Source organism: Streptomyces cavernicola, assembly GCF_029968035.1.
Classification (GTDB): domain Bacteria; phylum Actinomycetota; class Actinomycetes; order Streptomycetales; family Streptomycetaceae; genus Streptomyces; species Streptomyces cavernicola.
This window is the reverse complement of sequence record NZ_JASCIQ010000005.1, coordinates 54,474-77,960: the sequence shown is the minus strand read 5'-3', so window position 1 is coordinate 77,960 and position 23,487 is coordinate 54,474. Positions and strand designations below refer to the sequence as shown.

Genomic DNA, 23,487 nt, shown 5'->3' with positions numbered 1-23,487 from the left:
CCTCGCCCGGGTGCCGAGTACCCGAGTCCCGGCACAGTGTCGTTCCCTACGATGGCGCGGTGACCAGTGCAGCGTCCACGACGGACTCCACCGACGCGCCAGCGGACCGGGCCACCGAGACGGAGGAGCCCGTGCAGCGGGCCTGGCAGCTGCGGCTGCGCCGGTTCGGCTACACGGCGAGGCCCGGCGCGAACATCTCGACCCGCCTGGTCCCGCCCTTCACCGAGCCCGGCCCCCGCCTGTGGTCCGCGCTCGGGGTCGGCGCCGACCGGGCCGCGACGCTGAACCGGCTGCTCGCCTGGGCGGGCCCGCTGCTCGTCGCCCTCGTCGCGGGCGTCCTGCGGTTCTGGCACCTGGGCCGGCCGAACAAGGTGATATTCGACGAGACGTACTACGCCAAGGACGCCTGGGCGCTGCTGCACCGCGGCTACGAGGTGAACTGGCCCAAGGACTACAACGACGAGGTCATCCGGCTCGGCTCCGACGTCCCGCTCGGGCATGAGGCCGCGTATGTGGTGCATCCGCCGGTCGGCAAGTGGATCATCGGCCTCGGCGAGTGGATGCACGGCTTCACGCCGTTCGGCTGGCGGTTCATGACGGCGCTGCTCGGCACGCTGTCGGTGCTGCTCATCTGCCGGATCGGACGCCGCCTGTTCCGCTCGACGTTCCTCGGCTGCCTCGCGGGCGGGCTGCTCGCGGTGGACGGCCTGCACTTCGTGATGAGCCGGACCGCGCTGCTCGACCTGGTCCTGATGTTCTTCGTGGTCGCCGCGTTCGGCTGCCTGGTCGTGGACCGGGACAAGTCGCGGGCACGGCTCCTCGCGCAGCTCTACGAGGACGAGGACGGTGTCGTACGGCCGGACGCGGAGGTCGCCGAGACCGCCCGGCTCGGCCTGCGGCCGTGGCGGATCGCGGCCGGGGTCTGCCTCGGCCTGGCCTTCGCCACGAAGTGGAACGGCCTCTACATCCTGGCCGCGTTCGCCCTGATGTCGGTCCTCTGGGACGTCGGCGCCCGCCGCGTCGCGGGCGCGGGCCGCCCGTACCTCGCGGTCCTGAAGCGCGATGTGCTGCCGGCGTTCGTGTCGACGGTGCCGGTGGCGGTCGCGACGTACGTGGCCTCGTGGGCCGGCTGGATCGCCTCCGACGACGGCTACTTCCGGAACTGGGCGACCACCGCGGGCAAGGGCGGCGACTGGACGTTCCTGCCGGACTGGCTGCGCTCCCTGTGGCACTACGAGTACGAGGTCTACCAGTTCCACATCGGCCTGACCTCCGGCCACACCTACGAGTCCAACCCGTGGAGCTGGCTGGTCCTCGGCCGGCCCGTCTCCTACTACTACGAGTCCCCGGCGCCCGGCGTGGACGGCTGCCCGGCGGACGCGGCCGAGAAGTGCGCGGCGGAGGTCCTCGCGCTCGGCACCCCGCTGCTGTGGTGGGCGGCCTGCTTCGCGGTGGCGTACGTGCTGTGGCGCTGGCTGTTCCGCCGGGACTGGCGGGCGGGCGCGATCCTGTGCGGGATCGCGGCGGGCTATCTGCCCTGGCTCATGTACCAGGAGCGGACGATCTTCTACTTCTACGCCGTGGTCTTCGTGCCGTTCCTGTGCCTGGCCCTGGCGATGATGATCGGCGCGATCCTCGGCCCGCCCGGCTCGACGGAGCGCCGCCGCATCGTGGGCGCGGTGGGCGCGGGCGTCCTGGTCCTGCTGATCATCTGGAACTTCGTCTACTTCTGGCCCATTTACACCGGCACCCCGATCCCGGTGGACGCGTGGCGGGCCCGGATGTGGTTCGACACCTGGGTGTGAGCGGCCCGGCACATCCCGTTCTCATAACGGCTCCGGTTCCGGCGGGCGGTTGACCTGGAGCAGCGCTGATCCGGTCACCCGACCGGCGAGAGTCGTCACTTGGGGCCTATAGGGTGCGCATTCGGCCGGTCAGGTCGAAAAAGCGCGGGCATCCGCGGACGAAGAAGCAGCTGTCAGGAGAGAGCGCATGGAACCCGAGGGCGGGCACGGCACCGGAGCGGCGGGCGCCAGGAGCGGGATGCGCAAGGAGGTCAAGATCGCGCTGATCGGGGCCGCCGTCGTCGCGGTCGCGGCCGGCGCGGGCTTCACCGCGTACGCCCTGACCGGCGGCGGCTCCGAGAACACCGCGGCGTCGCAGGGCGGTGACCGCACGGCCGCGGGCGAGCCCAAGAAGGAGCTCGGCCCGCCGAGCGCCGCCGAAGTCCGGTCCACGAGTGGGGAGTTCCTCGCCGCGTGGGCGAAGGGCGACGCCGCCGCCGCGGCCGCGCTGACCGACGACGCCGAGGCCGCCGGCAAGGCCCTCACCTCGTACCGCAAGGACGCCCACCTGACGAAGGTCCAGCTGGAGCCGGGGCGGGCGAGCGGCCGGCAGGTGCCGTTCTCGGTCTCGGCCGTGGCCTCGTACGAGGGAACGAACAAGCCCTTCGCGTACGAATCCGAACTCACCGTCGTACGCGACGAGAAGACCGGGAAGCCGGTCGTGCGCTGGCAGCCTTCCGTGGTCCACCCGGAGCTGCGCGAGGGCGACTCGCTGCGCGCCGACGAGTCCGGGAAGCCGCCGATCAAGGCCATGGACCGGGACGGCGCGGAGCTGACCGTGCAGAAGTATCCCTCGCTCGGCACGGTCCTGGACTCGCTGCGCGAGAAGTACGGCGACCAGGCGGGCGGCGAGCCCGGCGTCGAACTCCGCATCGTGCGGGGCGACTCGGGGGCGGCGAAGAAGTCGGGCGCTTCGGACTCCGCCGACAAGGACTCCGACGACAAGGCTCTGCCGGACAAGACGCTGCTCACGCTCACCAAGGGCACGCCCGGCACCGTCGAGACCACGATCAGCGCGAAGGCGCAGGCCAACGCCGAGGCCGAGGTGGCGAAGCGGAAGCGCGCCTCCGTCGTGGTCCTCAAGCCGTCCACGGGCGAGGTGCTCGCGGCCGCCAACTCCAACACGTCGGGGTTCAACGTCGCGCTGCAGGGCTCGCTCGCGCCGGGCTCCACGTTCAAGATCGTGTCCGCGTCGATGCTCCTGGAGAAGGGCCTCGCGGGCATCGACAAGCCGCACCCGTGCCCCAAGTACGAGACGTACGGCGGCTGGAAGTTCCAGAACGTCGAGAAGTTCGAGATCAAGAACGGCACGTTCCGCTCCAGCTTCGCCGCGTCCTGCAACACCGCGTTCATCTCGCAGGCGCAGAAGCTCAAGGACGACGACCTGACCAAGCAGGCCCAGGAGGTCTTCGGGCTCGGCCGCGGCAACTGGACCAGCGGCGTCTCCACCTTCGACGGCGCGGTGCCGGTGCAGTCCGACGCGCAGATGGCCGCCTCGCTGATCGGGCAGGGCGGGGTGCGGATGAACCCGCTGAACGTGGCGTCGTTCATCGCGACCGCCAAGACGGGCACGTTCAACCAGCCGTACCTGGTCTCCCCCGACGTGGACGGCCGCACGCTTGCGACGGCCCCGCGCAAGCTGAAGCCGTCGGCCCAGGCCCAGCTGAAGGAGCTCCTGGAGTACACCGCGACCTCCGGCTCGGCCGCCGAGGCGATGTCCGGGCTCGGCCCCGACATCGGCGGCAAGACCGGCTCGGCCGAGGTCGACGGGCAGAAGAAGCCCAACGGCTGGTTCACCGCCTGGCGCGGCGACCTGGCCGCGGCCGCGGTCATCCAGGAGGGCGGCCGCGGCGGCACCTCGTCGGGCCCGCTGGTGGCTGCGGTGCTGCGGGGCGGGGCGTAGTTCTGATCGGACGGGCCGGATTGTGGTCGCGTGCCCCGTACACGTACAGCTAGCGTGCGGCCATGACCAGCTCTTCCGGCACCGCCGCCCACCCCCGTTTCGCCGAGGCCCTGTCTGAACTCGGCCTGGAATCCGTCCTGTCCGAGGTCCGCGCCTTCCCGGACGCCACCCGCACCGCCGCGCAGGCCGCGGAGGCGGTGGGCTGCGCGCTCGGCGAGATCGTCAAGTCGCTGATCTTCGCCGCGGACGGGGTTCCGGTGCTGGTCCTGATGGACGGGGCGTCGCGGGTGGACATGGAGCTCGTACGGCGGGAGCTGGGCGCGGAGAAGGTCACGCGGCCGGGCGCGGACGTCGTACGGGAGACCACCGGGTACGCGATCGGCGGGGTGCCGCCCTTCGGGCACCGCACCCGCACCCGGGTCCTCGCCGACCGCGGGCTGCTCGACCACGATGTGGTGTGGGCGGCCGCGGGCACCCCGCACACCGTGTTCCCGATGGACCCGAAGGCGCTCGTCGCGCACGCGGGCGGCACGCTCGTCGACGTCCGCGAGGCGGCAAAGGCTCCCGAGGCCGACGCGTGACGCCGCTCGTCGCGGGGGCGGTCGTCCTGGCCGCCGTCACGCACGCCAGCTGGAACGCGATGGCGCACCGCATCAAGGACCAGCTGGTCGCGTTCACGCTGATATCCGGGGGCGGCGCCCTGATCGGCGCCGCCCTCGCCTGCTTCGTCCCGTTCCCGGCCGCCGGCGCGTGGCCGTTCCTGATCGCCTCGGCGGTCCTGCACGTGGCCTACCAGGCGCTGCTCATGCGGTCGTTCAGCCTCGGCGACTTCGGCCAGATGTATCCGATCGCGCGGGGTACGGCACCGCTCGTCGTGACCGTCGCCGCGGCCGTCCTCGTCGGCGAGCGCATCGACGGCCGGCAGCTCACCGGGGTCGCCGTGGCCTGCGCGGGCCTCGTCGGGCTCGCTCTGTGGGGCATCCGCGGCTCGGGCCGCCGCCCGCACTGGCCCGCACTGCTCGCGGCGCTGGCTACGGGGCTCTCCATCGCGGCGTACACGGTCGTGGACGGCGTGGGCGTACGCGCCTCCGGCACCCCGCTCGGCTACATCGCCTGGCTGATGATCCTGGAGGGCGTCGCGATCCCGGCGTACGCGCTGTACCGGCACCGGTCCCGGCTGCCCGGCCTGCTCCGCCCGCACGCGGTCCACGGGCTGCTCGGCGCGGGGCTCTCGGTGGTGGCGTACGGGCTCGTCCTGTGGGCCCAGACCCGCGCGGCCCTCGCGCCGATCGCTGCGCTGCGGGAGTCGTCGATCATCGTGGGGGCGGCGATCGGGGCGGTCTTCTTCAAGGAGAGGTTCGGCATGCCGAGGATCGCTGCGGCGGGGTTGATGGTGCTTGGCATCGGCCTGATGCTGCACGCGGGGTGAGCCTGGGGGCTGCTTTTCCCCTCCCCGCCCCTTCCCTAAAGTCCTCAGCGGACAGCTCCGGGGGCTCCGCCCCCGGCCCCCGCCCGTGGCTGCCGCCCCCGGGCCCCCGCCCGTGGCTGCCGCCCCTGGACCCCGCTTCGGGGCTCCGCCCCGGACCCCGTCTCGGGGGCCAGCCCCCGGACCCCTGCTCCTCAAACGCCGGAGGGGCTGGTTTTGCCGGGCCGGCTGGTTTTGCCCCGCCTCTCGGACGCCGGGGGGGCTGGCTTTTAAGCGGCGCGGGGAACTGCGCGACCAGCCACAACGGCGCGGCACCCGAACGACAGCCAGGGGGCTGGAGGGCGAAGCCCCCTGCCAGGGGCGCGGGGAACTGCGCGACCAGCCACGACGGCGCGACAGCCGAGCGACGGGGCGGGTGGGGGCCCGGGGGCGCAGCCCCCGAGAGCCGTCCGCTGAGGACTTCGGGAAGGGGCGGGGAGGGGATCAAGTCGTCGAGGCGAGTGCCTCGCGTACCGCCCGTACCAAGGACTGGGCCCGAGGGTCCGCCGTGACCCCCGTCCGCAGCCCGTTCGTCACGTACCCGAACCCCACCCCCGACTCCGGGTCCGCGAACGCGAGCGGCCCCCCGCGGCCGGGGTGGCCGAAGGAGCCGGGGGCGAGCAGCGGGGACGCGGGGCCGTGCAACATGTAGCCGGGCCCGAAGCGGGTGTTCACGACGAGCACCCGGTCCGGCCCCGCCGATTCCTCCGTACGCGCGAGAGCCACCGTCGCGGGCGCGAACAGCCGTGCGTGGCCGTCGACTTCGCCGATGAGGCCGGCGTAGAAGCGGGCGAGCGCGCGGGCGGTGGCGATGCCGTTGGACGCGGGGAGCTCGGCGGCCCGGTACTCCGCGGAGTTCTCGTCGGGCGAGCGGAGCGCGGCGAAGGCGCGGCGGGTGAGGGATGACGGGTCGGCGTAGGCCTCGGCGACGTCCCGCTTGGACCGGAGGCGCAGCGCGCTGCCGGGCCGGCCCTCGGGCGGCTCCACGGGGCCGACCCGGCCGACGCGGTCCGCCTCGGCCGCGGGCAGCCCGAGCCACAGGTCGAGGCCGAGCGGCCCGGCCACCTCCTCGGCCAGCCAGCGCCCGAGGCTCCGCCCGGTCACGCGTCGCACCAGCTCGCCGATCAGCCAGCTGTACGTCTGCGCGTGGTAGCCGTGGTCGGTGCCGGGCTCCCAGGCGGGGGCCTGCGCGGCGATCGCCTCGGGGCCGCGCGCGAGGTCGGCGGTCGTGATCGGCTCGTCGAGCACGGGCACGCCCGCGCGGTGCGAGAGCAGGTGGCGGACGAGGGTGCGCTCCTTGCCCTGGGCCTTGAACTCGGGCCAGTACGTGCCGACCGGGGCGTCCAGGTCGAGGAGTCCGCGCTGGTGCAGCAGCAGCGGCACGGCGGCAGCGACGCCCTTGGTGGCGGAGCGGACTATCTGTGCGGTGCCCTGCTGCCAGGGCTCGTCGCCGTCCACGTCCCGGACGCCGCCCCACAGGTCGACGACCTTGCGGCCGTGCAGGTAGACGGCGACGGCCGCCCCGCGCTCGCCCTGCTCGGCGAAGTTGCGTACGAAGGCGGCTTCGACGGGCTCGAACCCCGACGCCACACTGCCCTGGACGTCCACGTCCGTGCCCTTTCCGTGTCTGCTTTCGGCAGCCGCTCCGATCTGCGGCCGACCCTCTATGGTGCAACGTTCATCTTTCGATGCGGAATTCCGGGTCGCCCTTGAGGCTGCGGGCGGGATTTCCGGGCATGCGTGGGGGACGAGGAGGGAGAGACGCGGAAGGGGAGCAGGCCCAACGGCCTGAGCGGGACCACGGCGTTCCCAGCATCGTGGCCTCTCAACCACCCGATTTCGCTTGGCTTTTGTCTGGTACGTCACGTGAGACGGGGGCCACTCGGCCCACTCCTCCTCGTGGGAAATATGCGACATTAGGGACGTAAGGCAATAAGTGGTCCGTAAGTGTTCGCAGTCAGCACGAAGAACTTGAGGAGCGCGCGATGTCCGCCGGCGTGGTCGAGGAAAAAGCACGGGCCCATCTCGTCACCGACGCCCCGGACGGCCACCGAGCGATCCGCGTCGCCCTGCGGTACGACCCCGCGGCGACCGGCCACAGCATCCGCATCGCGGTCCCGGGATCTCCGGGCGAGGTGGAGTGGGACCTGCCGCGCGCGCTCCTGGAGAAGGGCCTGCGCACCCCGGCCGGGACCGGCTCCGTACAGGTCTGGCCGTGCGGCCGCGTGCAGGCGGTGATCGAGTTCCACGCCGAGAACGGGGTGACGGTGCTGCAGTTCGACTGCGTGTCCCTCGTCCGCTTCCTGCGCCGCACCTACGCGGCCGCCGCCACCCCTGCCACTTCCTCGGCCTAGGCCGTCCCCTCCGGATCTTGCCGGGGGCGCGGGATCCGGCCTGATCCGAAGGAAACGACCTAGGGCCTGTCGTTTGGATCTTGCCGGGGTCGCGGGGCGTGATCCAAACGACAGGCCCTAGCTCAGACCCCGGCCAACTCCCGTTCCCCGGCGGCCCGTTCAGGCGTCTCGCCGAGCCGCTCGCGGAGCCGCTCGCCCTCCACGTCGACGTCGGGCAGCAGCCGGTCGAGCCACTTCGGCAGCCACCAGGCCCGGTGCGAGAGCAGCGCGAGCACGGCGGGCACGATGGCCATCCGTACGACGAACGCGTCGAAGAACACTGCGATGGCCAGGCCGAAGCCGATCATCTTCACCATCTGCTCGCTGGACCCGATGAAGCCCGCGAACACCGCGATCATGATCACCGCGGCCGCCGAGACCACCCGCGCCCCGTGCCGGAAGCCGGTGACGACGGCCTCGCCCGGCCGCTCCCCGTGGACGTACGCCTCCCGCATGCGCGTGACCAGGAAGACCTCGTAGTCCATCGCCAGGCCGAAGACCACGCCGACCATGAAGATCGGCATCATCGACATGATCGGGCCGGTCTGCTCCACCCCGAACAGCGAGCCGAGCCAGCCCCACTGGAAGACCGCGACGACCGCGCCGAGCGCGGCCACCACGGAGAGCAGGAAGCCGAGCGCCGCCTTGAGCGGGACGAGCACCGAGCGGAAGACCACCATGAGGAGCAGGAAGGCCAGGCCCACGACGAGCGCGAGATACGGGAGCAGCGCCTCGTTGAGCTTCTCGGACACGTCGATGTTCATCGCGGTAGTGCCGGTGACCATGGTCTTCGCGCCGGTGTCCGCGGTGATCTCCGCGCCCGCGTCCCGGATGTCGTGCACGAGCGCCTCGGTCTCGGCGCTGCTCGGCTTGGACTTCGGCACGACGGTGAGCATCGCGGTGTCGCCGGCCTTGTTGAACTGTGCCGGGGTGACCGCGGCGACCCCGTCCAGCTTCGCGACGGTACGGGCCACCTGACCCGCGGCCGCCTTCGGATCGTCAGCGTCGGCCGCGTCCACGACCACCATCAGCGGCCCGTTGAAGCCGGGGCCGAACCCCTCCGAGACCAGGTCGTACGCCTTGCGCTGCGTGGTACTCGTCGGCTGCGAGCCGTCGTCCGGCAGGCCCAGCTCCAGCTTGCTCGCCGGCAGCGCCACCACGCCGAGCCCGACCACGCCGACGAGCAGCACGACCAGCGGCTTGCGCAGCACGAAGCGGGCCCAGCGGGTGCCCATGTTGTCCTTGGCCGCAACCGGCTGACCTGCGTCGGCCTTACGCGCCTTACGGCCCACCACGCGGTTGCCCGCGTACCCCAGGAGCGCCGGGATCATCGTCAGGGCGATCAGGACCGCGATGGCGACCGTGCCGGCCGCGGCGATGCCCATCTTCGTGAGCATCGGGATGTTGACGACGGCCAGGCCCACCAGGGCGATCACCACGGTGAGCCCGGCGAAGACCACCGCGGAGCCGGCCGTTCCGACGGCCCGTCCGGCCGCCTCCTCGCGCTCCCGCCCCTCGGCCAGCTCGGCCCGGTAGCGGGAGACGACGAACAGCGCGTAGTCGATGCCGACGGCGAGGCCGATCATCATCGCGAGCGTCGACGTGGTGCTGGACAGGTCGAGCGCCGTGGCGAGCGCGGTGATCGTCGAGACGCCGATGCCGACGCCGATCAGGGCGGTGAGCAGCGGCAGTCCGGCCGCGACGAGCGAGCCGAAGGTGATCACCAGGACCACGGCCGCGACCCCGACGCCGATGATCTCGGTGGCCCCGGTCTCGGGTATCGCCTGCAGCGCGTCACCGCCGATCTCGACGGTGAGCCCGGCGTCCCGCGCGTCCTGCCCGGCCGCCTTCAACTCGTCGCGCGAGGACTCCTCCAGGTTCATCCCGGAGACGTCGTACGAGACCTGGACGTACGCGGTCGAGCCGTCCCGGCTGACGGCCTTGGCACGGTACGGGTCGACGACTGAGGCGACCTCGTCGCCGCCCTGCAGTTCGCGTACGACCTGCTCGACGGCGGTCTTGTTGGCGGGGTCGGTCATCTTCTCGCCGGCCGGGGCCTTGAAGACGACGCGGGCGGTGGCCCCGTCGGCCTTCGCGCCCGGCGAGCGCTCCTCGATCAGGTCGAAGGCGCGCTGGGCCTCGGTGCCGGGGATGGAGAAGGAGGTCGAGCCCGAGCCCGACGAGTTGGCCGCGCCGACGCCCGCGAGGGCGAGCAGGGCGACCCAGATCAGGACGACGAAGTGCCGTCGCCGGAACGAGAACCGGCCGAGTTTGTAGAGGAACGTGGCCACGAGTGCGTACTCCCGGTCAGGTCGTGGGGGTGTTCAGGGCAGGTCGAACCGGCCCGACGACGTGAGCGGTGCGTCAGGAGGGCGGTACGGGGTGGGTCAGATGCCGAGGGCGGGGAGAACCACGGCGTCGACGTATTCGGCGAGGAAGGCCTGGTCGGGCGCTCTGTCCTCGATGAGCTGCCGGGCCACGAAGGCGCCGACGAGCATGTGGACGACGTACTTCAGGGCGGGGTGGCCCTCGCGTACCTCGCCGCGTTCCACGGCCCGGCGCAGCAGTGCGTCGAGTCCGGTGAGCTCGGGCTCGAACAGCAGCTCCCGCATCGCCTTGTGGAGATCCGGGTTGCCGTGGATCGCCTGGGCGAGCCCCCGCATCAGCGCGGAGTCCTGCTCCAGGCGGCAGTCGTCGATCCGGTCGACCACGGCGTGGAAGTCGCCGCGCAGCGACCCCGTGTCGATCTCCGCGAGGCTGACCGGCTTGTCCGAGCGCAGCGCCCGGACGACCAGCTCCGGCTTGCTCCCCCACTGGCGGTAGAGGGTGGCCTTGCTGGACTTGGTGCGGGCGGCGACGGCGTCCATGGTCAGCGCGTCGTACCCGACCTCGCGCAGCAGGTCGAGCACGGCCGCGTACAGCTCGGCCTCGCGCTCGGGGGTGATGCGGCTGCGCGCCACGGCGGTCTCCGATCCGGACTCAGGTGAACGAAACGGTTTCGTTCCTTTACGAGGTTACGCCCGAGGTCGAGCGAAACGGAACCGTTTCGCTCGTGGCTCGGGTCACAGAACTTCGGCATCCGTGCCGCCGTTCAGGTTGCCGCCCCCTTCGTACCGGAAAAGCATGGTGACGTGAGAGACGCCGCATACCTCCGCTTTCCGCATCTGCACGGCAACCTCCTCTGCTTCGCCGCCGAGGACGATCTCTGGGTGGCGCCCATCGCCGAGGAGGGCGCGGTCCCCGAGCGGGCCTGGCGGCTGACCGTGGACCGCACCCGGATCGGCCATCCCCGGTTCTCGCCCGACGGCACCCGGATCGCGTTCACGACCTGGCGCAGCCTCGACCCGGAGATCCACGTCGTCCCGGTCGCGGGCGGCCCCGCCACCCGGCTCAGCTACTGGGGCAGCACCGACACCAAGGTCTGCGGCTGGTCCCCCGACGGCGACATCCTCGCCGTCGCCTCGCACGGCCAGCCCTTCTCGTACTTCACCTGGGCCTACTCGGTGCCCACCGACGGCTCCCCCGGCGGCAAGCTGCCCTGGGGTCCGGTCGACGACATCGCCGTCGCCGACCTCGACGGCGAGCGCCGCACCCTGCTGCTCACCGGCCGGCCGCCGCACGAGCCGGCCGCCTGGAAGCGGTACCGCGGCGGCGCCACCGGACGGCTCTGGCTGCACGGCGAACGGCTCCTGCCCGACCTGCACGGGCACTTCTCCAGCCCGATGTTCGTCCGCGGCCGGATCGCCTTCCTCTCCGACCACGAGGGCATCGGCAACCTCTACTCCTGCCGCCCCGACGGCTCCGACCTGCGCCGCCACACCGACCACGACAGCTTCTACGCCCGGCACGCCTCCAGCGACGGCGAGCGCGTCGTCTACCAGTGCGCGGGCGAGCTGTGGACCGTGGACGAGCTGAGCCCCGAGTCGCAGCCCCGCAGGCTCGACGTCCGCCTCGGCGGCCCGCGCGCCGGACGCCGCGTCTACCAGGCCCCGGCCGCCACCAACCTGGACGCGCTCGCCGTGGACGAGACGGGCCGGGCCAGCGCCGTCGTCGTCCGCGGCAGCCTCTACTGGCTCACCCACCGCGACGGCCCGGCCCGCACCATCACGGACACCCCGGGCGTACGGGTCCGGCTCCCGGAGATGACCGGCTCGGGCGGCCAGGTCGCGTACATCACCGACGCCGAGGGCGAGGACGCGGTCGAGATCGCCTACCTGCCGCGGGCCAGCGGCGACCGGCCGCCGCGCAGGCTCGCCTCCGGCGGCCTCGGCCGCGTGCAGGAGCTGGTCGCCGACCCGGACGGTGAGCGGCTCGCGATCGCCTCCAACGACGGGCGGCTGCTGCTGATCACTGTGCCCGAAGATGCGGCTGACGCCGCGGGGCCGGAGGCGGAGGATTCCGGGGAGTGCCAGGTCACCGAGTTGATCCAGTCCATCAACGGGCCCGTGCGCGACCTCGCGTTCTCCCCCGACGGGGCCTGGCTGGCCTGGTCGCACCCCGGGATCGGGCGTTCGCTGCGGCAGATCAAGCTGGCCCGGATCAAGGACCGCACGATCGTCGACGTCACCAACGGCCGCTTCGAGGACGAGAACCCGGTGTTCACGCGGGACGGCCGCTATCTCGCGTTCCTCTCCTGGCGCGGCTTCGACCCGGTCTACGACGTGCACACCGGCGACCTCTCCTTCCCGCTCGGCTGCCGCCCCTATCTCGTACCGCTGTCCTCGGCGACGCCCTCGCCGTTCGCGCTCTCGCCGCACGGGCGACCCGCGGCGGGCGGGCTCGACCCGGTCGAGAGCGCGGGCGAGGGCAACGCCGTGACCGTGGAGACCGAGGGCCTGGAGAACCGGGTCACGCCGTTCCCGGTGGCCGCGTCCAAGTACTCGGCGCTGCAGCCGGTGAGCGACGGCGGCCTGGTCTGGATGCGCTGGCCGATCTCCGGCGCGCTCGGCGAGACCTTCGCCAACCCCACGGACACCTCGGGCCGGCCGAGCCTGGAGCACTTCAACATCGCCAAGGCCCGCAGGACCGAACTCGTCGACCACCTCGACATGTTCGCGCTCAGCGGCGACGGCAGCCGCCTGGTCGTCGTCGACGAGGGCGAGCTGCGCGCCGTGCCCGCCACCGAGCCCGGCGACGGCGACTCCACGGTCTGGATCGACCTGCGCCGCATCCTGCACGAGGTCGACCCGGGCGCCGAGTGGCGCCAGTCCTACGCCGAGGCCGGCCGGATCATCCGCGCCTACTTCTGGGACCCGGGGATGTGCGGGATCGACTGGGACGCGGTGCTCAACCAGTACCGCCCGCTCGTCGAACGGGTCGCGTCCCCCGACGAGTTCGCCGACCTGCTCCGCGAAGTCCTCGGCGAGCTGGGCACCTCGCACGCCTACGTCACCCCCGCCCGGCGCAACGAGGGCCCGCCGCACTACCAGCGCGCCCAGGGCCTGCTCGGCGCCAACCTCGTGTGCAGGGACGGGGATTGGCTGGTCAAGCGGATCCTGCCCGGCGAGTCCTCCGACTCCAAGGCCCGCTCGCCGCTCGCGGGCGCCGGCATCCGCAGGGGCGCGGTGCTCACCCATGTCGACGGCCGCCCCGTCGACCCGGTGGCCGGTCCGTACCCGCTGCTCGCGGGCGCGGGCGGTACGACCGTCGAGCTGACCTTCAGGACGGCCGAGGAGGGCCACCCGCGCCGGGTCGCCGTGGTCCCGCTGGTCGACGAGCGCCCGCTCCGCTACCAGGACTGGGTGGCCAAACGCCGGGACGTCGTACGGGAGTTGAGCCACGGCAAGTGCGGCTATCTGCACATCCCCGACATGGGCGGCTCCGGCTGGGCGCAGTTCAACCGCGACCTGCGCATGGAGATGTCCCGGCCCGCCCTGATCGTCGACGTACGGGGCAACGCGGGCGGCCACATCAGCGAGTTGGTGGTCGAGAAGCTCACCCGCACGATCCTCGGCTGGGACCTCACCCGCAACGCCCAGCCCGTCTCGTACGCCTCAAATGCCCCGCGCGGCCCGGTAGTCGCCCTCGCGGACGAGGCGACCTCCTCCGACGGCGACATGATCACGGCCGCGTTCAAGCTGCTCGGGCTCGGCCCCGTGGTCGGGCAGCGCACCTGGGGCGGCGTGGTCGGCATGACCGGGCGGCACCGGCTCGGCGACGGCACGGTCATCACGGTGCCGATGAACGCGGCGTGGTTCGACGCGTACGGCTGGGACATCGAGAACAAGGGCGTCGAGCCGGACCTGGAGGTGCTGCGCACCCCGCTGGACTGGGCCGAGGGCCGGCACGCCCAACTCGACGACGCGGTGCGGCTCGCGCTCGACCTCCTGGAACGGCACCCGGCGATGGCCCCGCCCGACCACTCGGACGTACCGGACCGCCGTCGGCCGAAGCTGCCGCCGAGGAGCCTCTGACCTGGGCGATCACGGAGGGCAACGGTCCGGAATGCGGCTTTCATCCCCCCGTGCAAGGCTGGGTCACGCCCCACCCGAACCGCTTCTCAGGAGTGAAAAAGCATGGGCATGAAGGACCAGTTCAACGAGAAGTCCGAAGAGCTCCGCAACCGGGCGCAGGACGCCATGAGCGGCTCCAAGGACGAAACTCAGGAGCGTGGCTCGCAGGACCGCGAGCAGGCCTCGGAGCGCAGCAACGACCTCCGCGACGAGACCGAGCGCACCACGCAGGAGCAGCAGGACCGGTTCAACCAGGACTACGAGTCCTGAGGCTCCCGCCCCCAGACACGTGAAGGTGCGCCCGTACACGAAGTACGGGCGCACCTTCACGTCTGCCACCCCTCCCTCCCTGCTGCGGGCAGGCGTTCCGCAAGGTGATGGGGGTCCCCCCTGCTCGAACGGAGTTGAGAGCTTGGGGGAGGGTGGGCACAGCCCCACGACGGCGGGGCAGCCGACGATCGACCTCAGCCCCGACGAGCAGCGTCGTCCGCCGCACCCCCCGCACCGACGAGCCCCCGAGAAACCTCCCCGAGCCGCGGCTCGAACCGCCGCATCTCCCGCTGACCGACGGTCGCGATGATCCCCGGCAGATAGCCCCGCAGGGACTGCATCCCCCGCAGCCACCACTGCGCATACACATGCGCCGACCGCCGCTCGATCCCCACCACGATCCGGTCGACGGCCGGATCCAGCGGGTACGTCTTGTTCGACGGCCACGGCAGCCGCTGCCGCAGCTCCCGCATCACGTCGTCCGAGTCCGCCCCGCGCACCATGTCCGTGTCGGTCCACGACAGGTAGCCGACGCCGACCTTCACGCCCTTGTAGCCGACCTCGGCGCGCAGCGAGTGCGCGTACGCCTCCACGCCGGACTTGGACGCGCAGTACGCGCTCATCATCGGCGCCGGGGTGAGCGCCGCGAGCGAGGCGATCTGCAGCAGGTAGCCGCGCGACTCCATCAGGACCGGCAGGAACGCGCGGCCGGTCACCGCGGAGCCGATCAGGTTGACCTCGATCACCCGCCGCCACGCCACCGGGTCGGAGTCGGTGAACGGACCGCCGCTGGCCACACCGGCGTTGGCGACGACGATGTCGACCTTCCCGAACCGCTCCTTGACCTGCTGCGCGACCCGCGCCATGGCCTCGTGGTCGGTGACGTCGACGTGCCAGTGGTCGCTCTCGCCGGGCAGCCGGGCCGAGACCTGCTTCAGCTCGTCCGGCTCCAGGCCGAGCAGCGCCACCTTGGCCCCGCGCGCCGACAGCTTGCGGGCGAGCAGCTCGCCCACTCCGCGCGCCGCCCCGGTGACGACGGCGACCTGACCCTCCAGGCTGACCTTGCTCATGCGCCCTCCCTGACCTTTTCGTTGCGTACGTACGTACCGACGAGCTCACGGATCTTCCCGGTGACCGCCTCGGGCGCCTCGACCGGGGTCATGTGGCCGAGCCCGGCGAGCTCGGTGATGCCCACGCAGTTGGGCAGTGTGGCGACCAGGGCCTGCGAGTGCACGGCCGGCGTCATCCGGTCGACCGTACCGACGAGCACCGCGGTGGGCACGGTCAACCGCCGTACGTCCGCGGCCACGTCGAGGGTCTCCAGGACGCGCGACCAGCCGTACCGCACGAGGCGCGGGCAGGCGTGCACGATCCGGGCGCAGACCTCGACCTGGTCCGGCGCGGAGCCTGGGCCCATGGTCGCGTACCGCAGCACCTTCTTGCCGACGGGCGTGACCGGGCCGAGCGGGGCGCGCGAGCCGAGCACGGACTTCGTCAGGCGGGTGCGGAGGCGGCCCTTGCGGAGCGGGACGACCGTGGACTCGTCGAGCAGGTTCCAGCCGCCGGTGCTGACGAGCAGTACGGCGGCGGCGTGCTCGGCGAGCTTCGCCCGGCCCGCGGCGGCCATCAGCGTCATGCCGCCCATGGAGTGCCCGACGAGCACGGCCCGCTCGCCGGGCCCGAGGGTCGCGGCGAGCACCGCCTCCAGGTCGTCGGCGAGCGCGCCGCTGCTGTAGCCGGAGGCGTCGGCGGGCGCCGGGGAGCGCCCGTGGCCGCGCTGGTCGTACGCGATGACGCGGTGGTCGCGCGCCAACTCCCGTATCTGCGCGGCCCAGAAGGCGGTCGAGCAGGTCCAGCCGTGCGCGAGCACGACGGGCGGCGCACCCTCGGGGCCGTGCACCTCTACGTGGATGCGGGAGCCGTCGGCGGAGACCGCGGTGAGCTCGCGGGCGGCGGCGGGCGGGGCGTACGGCCCGGACGCGACGCGTGTCAGTCGGCTCATGCTCCGGCCTCGGCCTTCTTCTTGCGGCCCGGCTTCGCGGCGGAGGCGGCGGAGGCCGCGGGGGCCGCAGAGGCCGCAGCGGCCTCGACCGGCTTGGGCGGCCGCACGACCTCGTACTCCCCGAGGTCCACGCGCTTGGTGGCGGCCCGGAACTCGGTGGTGGTGCCGGGCCAGACGGTGGTGTTGACGCCGTTCTCGTCCAGGTACCAGCTGGTGCAGCCGCCGGTGTTCCACACGGTGCGCTTCATCCGCTCCTGGACCTTGGCGTTCCAGGCGGTGACGGCGGCGGGCCTGGCGTCGAGCGCGGCCTTGCCGCCGAGGACGTCCAACTGCCGCATGTAGTCGGCGAGATAGTTCAGCTGGGCCTCGATCATCAGGATCATCGAGGAGTTGCCGAGACCGGTGTTGGGGCCGATGACGGTCATGAAGTTGGGGAAGCCGTCGACGGTCGCGCCGCGCATCGACTGCACGCCGCCCTTCCAGTGCTCGGCGAGCGCGATGCCCTCGGCGCCGATCACGCGCTCGGCGATCGGCATGTCCGTGACGTGGAACCCGGTGCCGAAGATGATCGCGTCGACCTCGGTCTCGGTGCCGTCGGACGCCACCAGGGTGTTGCCCCGCACCTCGCTCAGACCGCTGGCGACCACGTCCACGTTGGGCTGCGCGAGCGCCGGATAGTACGTGTTGGAGAGCAGGATGCGCTTGCAGCCGATGCGGTAGTCGGGGGTCAGCTTGGCCCGCAGCGCCGGGTCCTTGATCGCCCGCCGCATGTTCGCCTTGGCGAGGGACTCGACCAGGCCCAGCTCGTTGGGGCGCTTGGTGAACGCCTGCACCTGGAGTTCCCTGATCCCCCAGAGCAGGCCGCGCCGCGCCTGCGTGGTGAACGGCAGCTGCTTGTGCAGCCAGCGCTCGACCCCGCTGATGGCCCGGTCGGCGCGCGGCATGACCCACGGCGGGGTGCGCTGGAAGAGGGTGAGGCTGCCGACCTCGGGCTGGATCGCCGGGACGATCTGGATCGCCGAGGCGCCGGTGCCGATCATGGCGACGCGCTTGCCGCGCAGGTCGTAGTCGTGGTCCCAGCGCGCCGAGTGGAAGACCTTGCCCTCGAAGGAGTCGAGGCCCGGGATGTTCGGCATCTTCGGGTCGGAGAGCGGCCCGGCCGCCGAGACGACGACGTCGGCGGTGAGGTGGCCGCGTACGGTCTCGATCTCCCAGTGCAGCTCCGCGGTGTTCCAGCGCAGCTCCTTCACCTCGGAGTCGAAGCGGATGTGCGGCCGCAGCCGGAAGACGTCCGCCACCTGCTCCAGGTACTCCCGGATGTGCCGCTGCCCGGAGAAGGCCCGCGGCCAGTCCGGGTTGGGCGCGAAGGAGAAGGAGTACAGGTGTGAGGGAACGTCGCAGGCGCACCCCGGATAGCTGTTGTCCCGCCACGTGCCGCCCACCGAGTCGGCCCGCTCCAGGACGACGAAGTCGGTGATGCCTTCGCGGCGCAGCCGGACGGCGGCGCCGAGGCCGCCGAACCCCGACCCGATCACCGCCACCCGCACGTGCTCGCGCTCGCGCTCCTGCTCGGCCATGCCGCCGCCTCCCGCACTCCACGACTCTGCCAGTGATTACTGGCGCAATGGGGAGAGTAGAGCAGCTTCTTACTCATGGGTAGGGGTCGGGCAGAAGAAAGTTACCGGCGGTTCGCCACCCGGTTCCCGGCCCGCAGCCCGGCCGCGAGGCCCGCCACCGGACCCCCGCCCCGCCTCTCGCCGGCCTCCCGCCCGCTCCGACGCCTGGTCCCCGCCCGCACTCCGTCGAGAAGACGCCGGTACGCGCCACTGCCTCTGGCATAGGGTCGAGACGTGCCCGAAGAACCGGAGATCCGCGAATACCGCATGGACGAACTGGCCGCGGCGGCCGGCATCACCGTGCGCACCCTGCGTTTCTACCGCGAGCGCAAACTGCTCCCGCCACCCCGCCGCGAGGGCCGCATCGCCTGGTACGACGAGCACCACCTGGCCCGCCTGCGCACGATCAGCGGGCTCCTGGAGCGCGGCCACACCCTCAACGCCATCGCCGAGCTCACCGACGCCTTCGAGGCCGGCCGCGACGTCGGCGAACTCCTCGGCCTGACCGGCGAACCCACCGAGGAGACCCCGGTCCGCCTCACCCCCGAGGAACTCGCGGACTACTTCGAGGGCGAGGTCACCACGGAGAACCTCCAGGCGGCCCTGGACCTCGGATACATCGGCACCGACGGCGACGAGATCGTGCACATCAGCCGCCGCCTCCTGGAGGTCTCCGCCACGCTCGTACGCGAGGGCGTCCCGCTCGCCGAGGTGATGGCGGCCGGACGCAAGGTCCGCCAACACGCGGACGCCATGGCCGAGTTGTTCCTGGATATCCTGAGCACGCACGCCCCGGACACCGACGTCGACAAGCTGCGCCCGCTCGCGAAGGCGGTCGTGGAGGCGGAGCTCTCCCTCGCCATGGACCGCCGCATCAACAAGCCCTGAGGGCCTGCCCGTTCGGCTTCTACAGGTCGTAGACCACGGTCACCGGCGCGTGGTCGCTCCACCGCTCGGCGTGCGTCGCGGCCCGCTCCACGTACGCCTTGACCGCCTTGCCCGCGAGGCCCGGCGTCGCCATCTGGTAGTCGATCCGCCAGCCCGTGTCGTTGTCGAAGGCCCGGCCGCGGTACGACCACCACGAGTACGGCCCCTCGACGTCCGGGTGCAGCTCGCGCACCACGTCGACGTAGCTCTCCAGGACCTCGCTCAGCCAGGCCCGCTCCTCGGGCAGGAACCCGGCGTTCTTCTTGTTGCCCTTCCAGTTCTTGAGGTCGGCCTCGCGGTGCGCGATGTTCCAGTCACCGCAGACCACGACCTCGCGGCCGTCGGCGGCGGCCTTCTGCTTCAACTCCCGCAGGTGGACGAGGAATTCGGCCATGAACCGCTCCTTCTCGTCCTGCCGCTCCGTGCCGACCTCGCCCGAGGGCAGGTACAGGCTCGCCACCGTCACGCCCGGCAGGTCCACCTCCACGTACCGCCCGCTCGCGTCGAACTCCGCCGAGCCCCAGCCGACCCGTACCCGGTCCGGCTCACGCCGCGTGTAGAGCGAGACGCCCGCGCGGCCCTTCGCCACCGCCGGCGCGTGCACCACGTGCCAGCCCTCCGGCTCCCGCACCGAGTCCGGCAGCTGCGCCGCCTCGGCCCGCACCTCCTGCAGGCACACGGCGTCGGCGTCGGTCGCGGCCAGCCACTCGACGAAGCCCTTCTTGGCGGCGGCACGCAGCCCGTTCACGTTCACGGAGGTCACAGTCAGCACCCCGACACGGTACCGGCACACTGGAGCGCATGGACATCAGACCGACGCCGTACGACCACCCCGACGCCGTGAAGCTCGACACCGCGGTGCAGCTGGAATACATGGAGCGGTACGGCGACGAGGAGGAGGGCGACGCCACCCCGCTCGCCCCGTCGATGTTCCAGCCCCCGCACGGCCTCTACCTCCTCGCCTACGACGAGCAGGACCGCCCCGTCGCCACCGGCGGCTGGCGCACCCAGGACGCCAACCCCGAGGGCTACTCGGACGGCGACGCCGAGATCAAGCGGATGTACGTGATCCCCGAGGCCCGCGGCCAGGGCCTCGCCCGCCGCATCCTCGCCCTCCTGGAAGCCGACGCCCGCGCCGCAGGCCGCACCCGCATGGTCCTGGAGACCGGCATCCAACAACCCGAGGCGATCGCCCTCTACGCCTCCGAGGGCTACGAGTTCTGCGCCAAGTTCGGCTACTACCGCCACCACAACCCGAGCCGCTGCATGGCCAAGCCCCTCTGACCGGGTGCGCTCAGTCCTGGGTTCGCTCAGTCCTGGGTGAGCGCGGCACGCAGATCCAGCACCGCCAACGCCCCGCCGCCCGCCGGATTCTCAAGCCGCAGCCGCGCCCCGAGCACCCGCGCCTGCCCCCGCGCGATGGTCAGACCGAGGCCGAGCCCGTGCTCCCGCGCCCCCGTACGGAACCGCTGCGGCCCGCTCGCCAGGACCTCCGCCGGAAACCCGGGCCCACGGTCGCGCACCCGGACGACGCCGCCCTCGACCTCGACGGCCACCGGCGCCGCCCCGTGCCGCAACGCGTTGCTCACCAGGTTCGCGACGACCCGCTCCACCCGCCGCGGATCCGTCTCGACCCGCGCGTCCCGCACCACCTCGACGACCACCCCGGCCTGCCCCGCGGCGCCTGCGGCGGCCGCCTTGCGCACCAGGTCGCCGAGCCCGCACACCTCGGCGTCGGCCGCCTCGGACGAGACGTCCAGGCGCGCCACCTCGATCACGTCGTCCACCAGCTCCCGCAGCCGCCGCGCACTGTCCTGCACCAGCTCCGACGGCCGCCCCGGCGGCAGCAGCCCGGCCGCCGTCACCATCCCGGCCACCGGCGTACGCAGCTCGTGCGCGATGTTCGCGGTCACCTCCCGCTCGGCCTGGAGCCGCCCGGCCAGCGCGTCCGCCATCGTGTTCACGGCCCGGGTCAGCCGCGTCACCTCGTCCTTGCCGTGCAGCGGAAGCCGCGCCGTCAGATCCCCGTCCGCGATCCGCTGCGCCGTGTCCGCCGAAGCGGTGAGCCGCCGCCCCAGCCGCGTCGCCACGACAAGCCCCACCGCACACGCCAACGCCGTGCCGATCCCCCCGGCCAGCCACAGCACCCGGTCCAACTCCCTTACGGTGGCGGCCTCCCGGTCGTACGGCCGGCGCAGCGCGACCACGTCGCCGCCGTGCTCGCTCGCCGCCCACAGCCACTGCTCCCCGCGCCGGTCCGCCTCCAGGAACACACCCCACCGCCCGTCGAGCGCGGCGTCCCGCAACGGCCTCGGCAGATCCGGCGGGTTCATCAGCGTCCCGGCCGCGTCGACCCCCGCGGCCCGGTCCTGGACGGCGGTCCGCAGCCGGTCCCCGATCGTCTGGGTGGCGGCCGTGAACTGCGCGTTCACGGTGCGGTGGTGCACAAGCAGCCCGATCACCACGGACACCAGCGCGGCCGTACCGGCGATGGCCAGCCCGATCTTCGTCCGCAGTCCCATCGGCGCCGCCCGCTCAGAACGCCGGGACCGAGAGCCGGATGCCCTGCAACTGCACCTTCTCCGCGGCCGCCGGCAACTCCTCGGGCTGTTCGGGCACGACGGTCGCCCTCCGGTAGTACGGCACCCGCTCCTGCTTCTCCAGACCGCTGAGCACCACCGTCACGTCGTACGGCTCCCGCCCGCACCCCGGCGCGCACCAGCCGCCGCTCAGCCGCCCGCTCGCGGTCGCCTTGGCCCCGCCCCAGTCACCCCAGCGCAGCCCGGAGAGCCCGACGGAGTCGCTGAGCCCGACCGAAGTGGGCCGCTGCAACGGCTGGCCGAGCGCATCGGCGACGTACACCGGTCCGCTCACCGGCGACGGCTGGATCGCCGGCCCCTGTACGTACAGCCCCTTCGGCCCGCCGCAGCCGCCGAGCAGCAGCGCCCCGAGCAGCACGCCACAGGCGAGGAGGGAGGACGAAGATCGGCGACACATGGATCAAATGTATGGAGGCGGACAAAACCCCGCATCGGGCGGCCGATCGCGATCCGAGGCCGCGAACCTGCGCCGAACAACGCCGAACAAGACGAGAACCCCGCCGGATGAATCCGACGGGGTTCTCAATTGCGGTGGACCTGTGGGGATTTGAACCCCAGACCCCCTCGATGCGAACGAGGTGCGCTACCGGACTGCGCCACAGGCCCTTGCAACGAGTGAAACTCTAGCACCCCGATCAGGGTGCTCGGAAATCCGTCCCCTCGCGACTACCGCGCTGGTCAGATCACCGGCCCTCACTCGTTGGCCGCGCGCGGCCGGTCTCCGTCCTCGTACTGGTCGAAGAGCGGCGTGCGGCCGCGCTCGCGGCTGCGCCGTGCGGCCGCCCGGCGCGCGGGCTGCGCCTCGCTCCCTGACCGCGCGCCGCGCCCCTGCTCCTCCTCGGCGGCCGGCGCCGCCTCGTCGGCCTCGGTCTCCTTCGGCTGCCCGGCCGCGCTGGACCGGGCCGAGCTCCAGGTGTCGGGGGCGCTCAGGTCGATGCTGCCGGTGGCCCGCGGCGCCACCGGAGCGGTGACGTACGTCGGCAGCGGCACCGGCACCGGCTCCCAGCTGTCGCCGCGCGCCGCACCGCGGTCCCGCTCGCGCTGCTGGTCGACCCACTCGGCGTGATCGGTCTGCTCGACCAAGGCCCGACGGTCGGCGGCGAGCGCGGAAAGACCGGGCTTCTCGTCGGCCTCGGCCCCGTGGCCCCCGCCGCCCTCGGCCGCGTCCTCCGCGCCCTGCGACTCGGCGGACCTGCGCCCTGCGGGCCGCCGCTCACGCAGCTGCCGCGCCGCGTCCTCGGCCCGACGCCGGTCCATCGTGTACGTGTAGCGCCGCCGCTCCTGCGAGCGCAGGTAGACGATGTACGTGCTCAGGAGCACCGCCGGAAGAGCGGGCGCCCACAGGAACGCGAGACCGCCGACGGCCGCGACGACCGAGCCGAGCGTGAACGCGAGGAACAGCACCACCGTCGTACGCCGCCGTCGGGCGAGCACCTTGGAGCGCCGGGCGCGCGCGGCGGCCGCCGCGGCCTCGGAACGTGCGGCCCGCTCGGAGCGCTCGGCCTTCGCGGCGCGCTCGCTCTTCTCGGACCGCCGCGCGGGGCGCTGCTCCTGCCGGGGTTCTCGCGGCTGCTCGCGCGGTCTCGGCTGCTCGCCGCGCTCCTCGCCGTCCTCGGACACGGCGAAGGCCCGGACGTCGACGGACCCCGTGAGGGATTCCGTCGCGACATCCGGGTCGGCCATGGGCTCTTCGCCTTCGGTACGCGCTTTGACGTCCTTGGCGTACCGGCGCTCCATTCCCGCCCGCCCGGAAAGGAGCCGGATGGCGGTACTGAAGCGTTCCGTCGGACGGGCTTCGTTGAGCTCGTCCTGCCTACGGAGCCACATCGGCACCAAGTAGGCGGCCCAGGCCCCGACAATGACTGCGTAGATGAGGCCGCTGCTGCTCACGCCTCACACGGTAGAGGGGTTTCGTTGAGGCCATCTGCCAATTCGGCCGGTGTGTCGCACGATCTGGCTGATATCTCGAACTTTTTTTGTGACTGATGCGATCAGCAGGCTTCGCGACCAGGACA

General features: G+C 72.4%; 19 protein-coding genes and 1 tRNA gene. 9 read left to right on the top strand and 11 right to left on the bottom strand.

The features are described from left to right. Positions 1-59: 59 nt before the first annotated feature. The 4 genes from QIS96_RS06540 to QIS96_RS06525 all read left to right on the top strand — a co-directional run bounded on the left by QIS96_RS06540 (position 60) and on the right by QIS96_RS06525 (position 5,176). Positions 60-1,805 carry a dolichyl-phosphate-mannose--protein mannosyltransferase gene (locus QIS96_RS06540; RefSeq protein ID WP_408907133.1) on the top strand — a complete coding sequence of 582 codons (1,746 nt, stop codon included), beginning with the start codon at positions 60-62 and terminating at the stop codon, positions 1,803-1,805. Between the two features lie 238 nt (positions 1,806-2,043). Continuing rightward, positions 2,044-3,747 carry a penicillin-binding transpeptidase domain-containing protein gene (locus tag QIS96_RS06535; RefSeq protein ID WP_282541584.1) on the top strand — a complete coding sequence of 568 codons (1,704 nt, stop codon included), beginning with the start codon at positions 2,044-2,046 and terminating at the stop codon, positions 3,745-3,747. A 62-nt stretch (positions 3,748-3,809) separates the two neighbouring features. Further along, complete coding sequence (locus QIS96_RS06530; protein WP_282541429.1) at positions 3,810-4,328, top strand: YbaK/EbsC family protein; 519 nt, start codon at positions 3,810-3,812, stop codon at positions 4,326-4,328. Beyond that, complete coding sequence (locus QIS96_RS06525) at positions 4,325-5,176, top strand: EamA family transporter (protein WP_282541428.1); 852 nt, start codon at positions 4,325-4,327, stop codon at positions 5,174-5,176. The genes QIS96_RS06530 and QIS96_RS06525 overlap by 4 nt, the downstream gene beginning before the upstream one ends. A 480-nt stretch (positions 5,177-5,656) precedes the next feature. Here the strand turns inward: QIS96_RS06525 and QIS96_RS06520 are convergent, their stop codons facing one another. Continuing rightward, complete coding sequence (locus QIS96_RS06520) at positions 5,657-6,820, bottom strand: serine hydrolase domain-containing protein (protein ID WP_282541427.1); 1,164 nt, start codon at positions 6,818-6,820, stop codon at positions 5,657-5,659. Positions 6,821-7,197: 377 nt separating this feature from the next. On the opposite strand from QIS96_RS06520, the gene QIS96_RS06515 reads away from it, so the two are divergent. Beyond that, the gene (locus QIS96_RS06515; protein ID WP_282541426.1) at positions 7,198-7,566 is read left to right on the top strand and encodes an SsgA family sporulation/cell division regulator; all 369 of its coding nucleotides are present in this window, start codon (positions 7,198-7,200) and stop codon (positions 7,564-7,566) included. Between the two features lie 122 nt (positions 7,567-7,688). Here the strand turns inward: QIS96_RS06515 and QIS96_RS06510 are convergent, their stop codons facing one another. Both QIS96_RS06510 and QIS96_RS06505 read right to left on the bottom strand, forming a co-directional pair. Beyond that, positions 7,689-9,896, bottom strand: a complete 2,208-nt coding sequence (locus QIS96_RS06510) for an MMPL family transporter (RefSeq protein ID WP_282541425.1) — start codon at positions 9,894-9,896, stop codon at positions 7,689-7,691. Positions 9,897-9,992: 96 nt separating this feature from the next. Next, positions 9,993-10,565 (bottom strand): TetR/AcrR family transcriptional regulator, encoded by a 573-nt coding sequence (locus QIS96_RS06505; RefSeq protein ID WP_282541424.1) that lies wholly within the window; start codon positions 10,563-10,565, stop codon positions 9,993-9,995. A gap of 171 nt (positions 10,566-10,736) precedes the next feature. Between QIS96_RS06505 and QIS96_RS06500 the strand changes: the two genes are divergently transcribed. Together QIS96_RS06500 and QIS96_RS06495 are read left to right on the top strand one after the other, a co-directional pair. Then, positions 10,737-14,018 carry a S41 family peptidase gene (locus QIS96_RS06500; protein WP_282541423.1) on the top strand — a complete coding sequence of 1,094 codons (3,282 nt, stop codon included), beginning with the start codon at positions 10,737-10,739 and terminating at the stop codon, positions 14,016-14,018. 102 nt (positions 14,019-14,120) lie between these two features. Continuing rightward, complete coding sequence (locus QIS96_RS06495; protein WP_282541422.1) at positions 14,121-14,327, top strand: hypothetical protein; 207 nt, start codon at positions 14,121-14,123, stop codon at positions 14,325-14,327. A 194-nt stretch (positions 14,328-14,521) separates the two neighbouring features. Here QIS96_RS06495 and QIS96_RS06490 read toward each other — a convergent pair whose 3' ends face one another. Genes QIS96_RS06490 through QIS96_RS06480 form a run of 3 tightly spaced genes read right to left on the bottom strand, consistent with a single transcriptional unit; the run spans position 14,522 to position 17,906 of the window. Then, positions 14,522-15,397: an SDR family oxidoreductase gene (locus QIS96_RS06490; protein ID WP_282541421.1), complete on the bottom strand. Its 876-nt coding sequence runs from the start codon at positions 15,395-15,397 to the stop codon at positions 14,522-14,524. After that, a complete protein-coding gene (locus tag QIS96_RS06485; protein ID WP_282541420.1) occupies positions 15,394-16,329 on the bottom strand; it encodes an alpha/beta fold hydrolase in 936 nt (311 codons plus the stop codon). The genes QIS96_RS06490 and QIS96_RS06485 overlap by 4 nt, the downstream gene beginning before the upstream one ends. Beyond that, complete coding sequence (locus QIS96_RS06480; RefSeq protein ID WP_282541419.1) at positions 16,326-17,906, bottom strand: flavin-containing monooxygenase; 1,581 nt, start codon at positions 17,904-17,906, stop codon at positions 16,326-16,328. The genes QIS96_RS06485 and QIS96_RS06480 overlap by 4 nt, the downstream gene beginning before the upstream one ends. A 306-nt stretch (positions 17,907-18,212) precedes the next feature. Here QIS96_RS06480 and QIS96_RS06475 point away from each other — a divergent pair, with 306 nt between their 5' ends. Further along, complete coding sequence (locus QIS96_RS06475) at positions 18,213-18,833, top strand: MerR family transcriptional regulator (RefSeq protein ID WP_282541583.1); 621 nt, start codon at positions 18,213-18,215, stop codon at positions 18,831-18,833. Between the two features lie 19 nt (positions 18,834-18,852). Here the strand turns inward: QIS96_RS06475 and QIS96_RS06470 are convergent, their stop codons facing one another. After that, entirely contained in the window at positions 18,853-19,644 is a 792-nt protein-coding gene (locus QIS96_RS06470; RefSeq protein ID WP_282541418.1) for an exodeoxyribonuclease III, read from the bottom strand. Positions 19,645-19,673: 29 nt separating this feature from the next. On the opposite strand from QIS96_RS06470, the gene QIS96_RS06465 reads away from it, so the two are divergent. Next, positions 19,674-20,156 carry a GNAT family N-acetyltransferase gene (locus QIS96_RS06465; RefSeq protein ID WP_282541417.1) on the top strand — a complete coding sequence of 161 codons (483 nt, stop codon included), beginning with the start codon at positions 19,674-19,676 and terminating at the stop codon, positions 20,154-20,156. 26 nt (positions 20,157-20,182) lie between these two features. On the opposite strand, the gene QIS96_RS06460 is transcribed toward QIS96_RS06465, so the two are convergent. From QIS96_RS06460 to sepX, 4 genes are all read right to left on the bottom strand, one after another. Next, positions 20,183-21,394: a sensor histidine kinase gene (locus tag QIS96_RS06460; RefSeq protein WP_282541416.1), complete on the bottom strand. Its 1,212-nt coding sequence runs from the start codon at positions 21,392-21,394 to the stop codon at positions 20,183-20,185. A 13-nt stretch (positions 21,395-21,407) separates the two neighbouring features. Next, positions 21,408-21,869 (bottom strand): hypothetical protein, encoded by a 462-nt coding sequence (locus QIS96_RS06455; protein ID WP_282541415.1) that lies wholly within the window; start codon positions 21,867-21,869, stop codon positions 21,408-21,410. A 135-nt stretch (positions 21,870-22,004) separates the two neighbouring features. Next, positions 22,005-22,078, bottom strand: a tRNA-Ala gene (locus tag QIS96_RS06450). A gap of 87 nt (positions 22,079-22,165) precedes the next feature. Continuing rightward, positions 22,166-23,362 (bottom strand): divisome protein SepX/GlpR, encoded by a 1,197-nt coding sequence (gene sepX / locus QIS96_RS06445; protein WP_282541414.1) that lies wholly within the window; start codon positions 23,360-23,362, stop codon positions 22,166-22,168. Positions 23,363-23,487 lie beyond the last annotated feature (125 nt).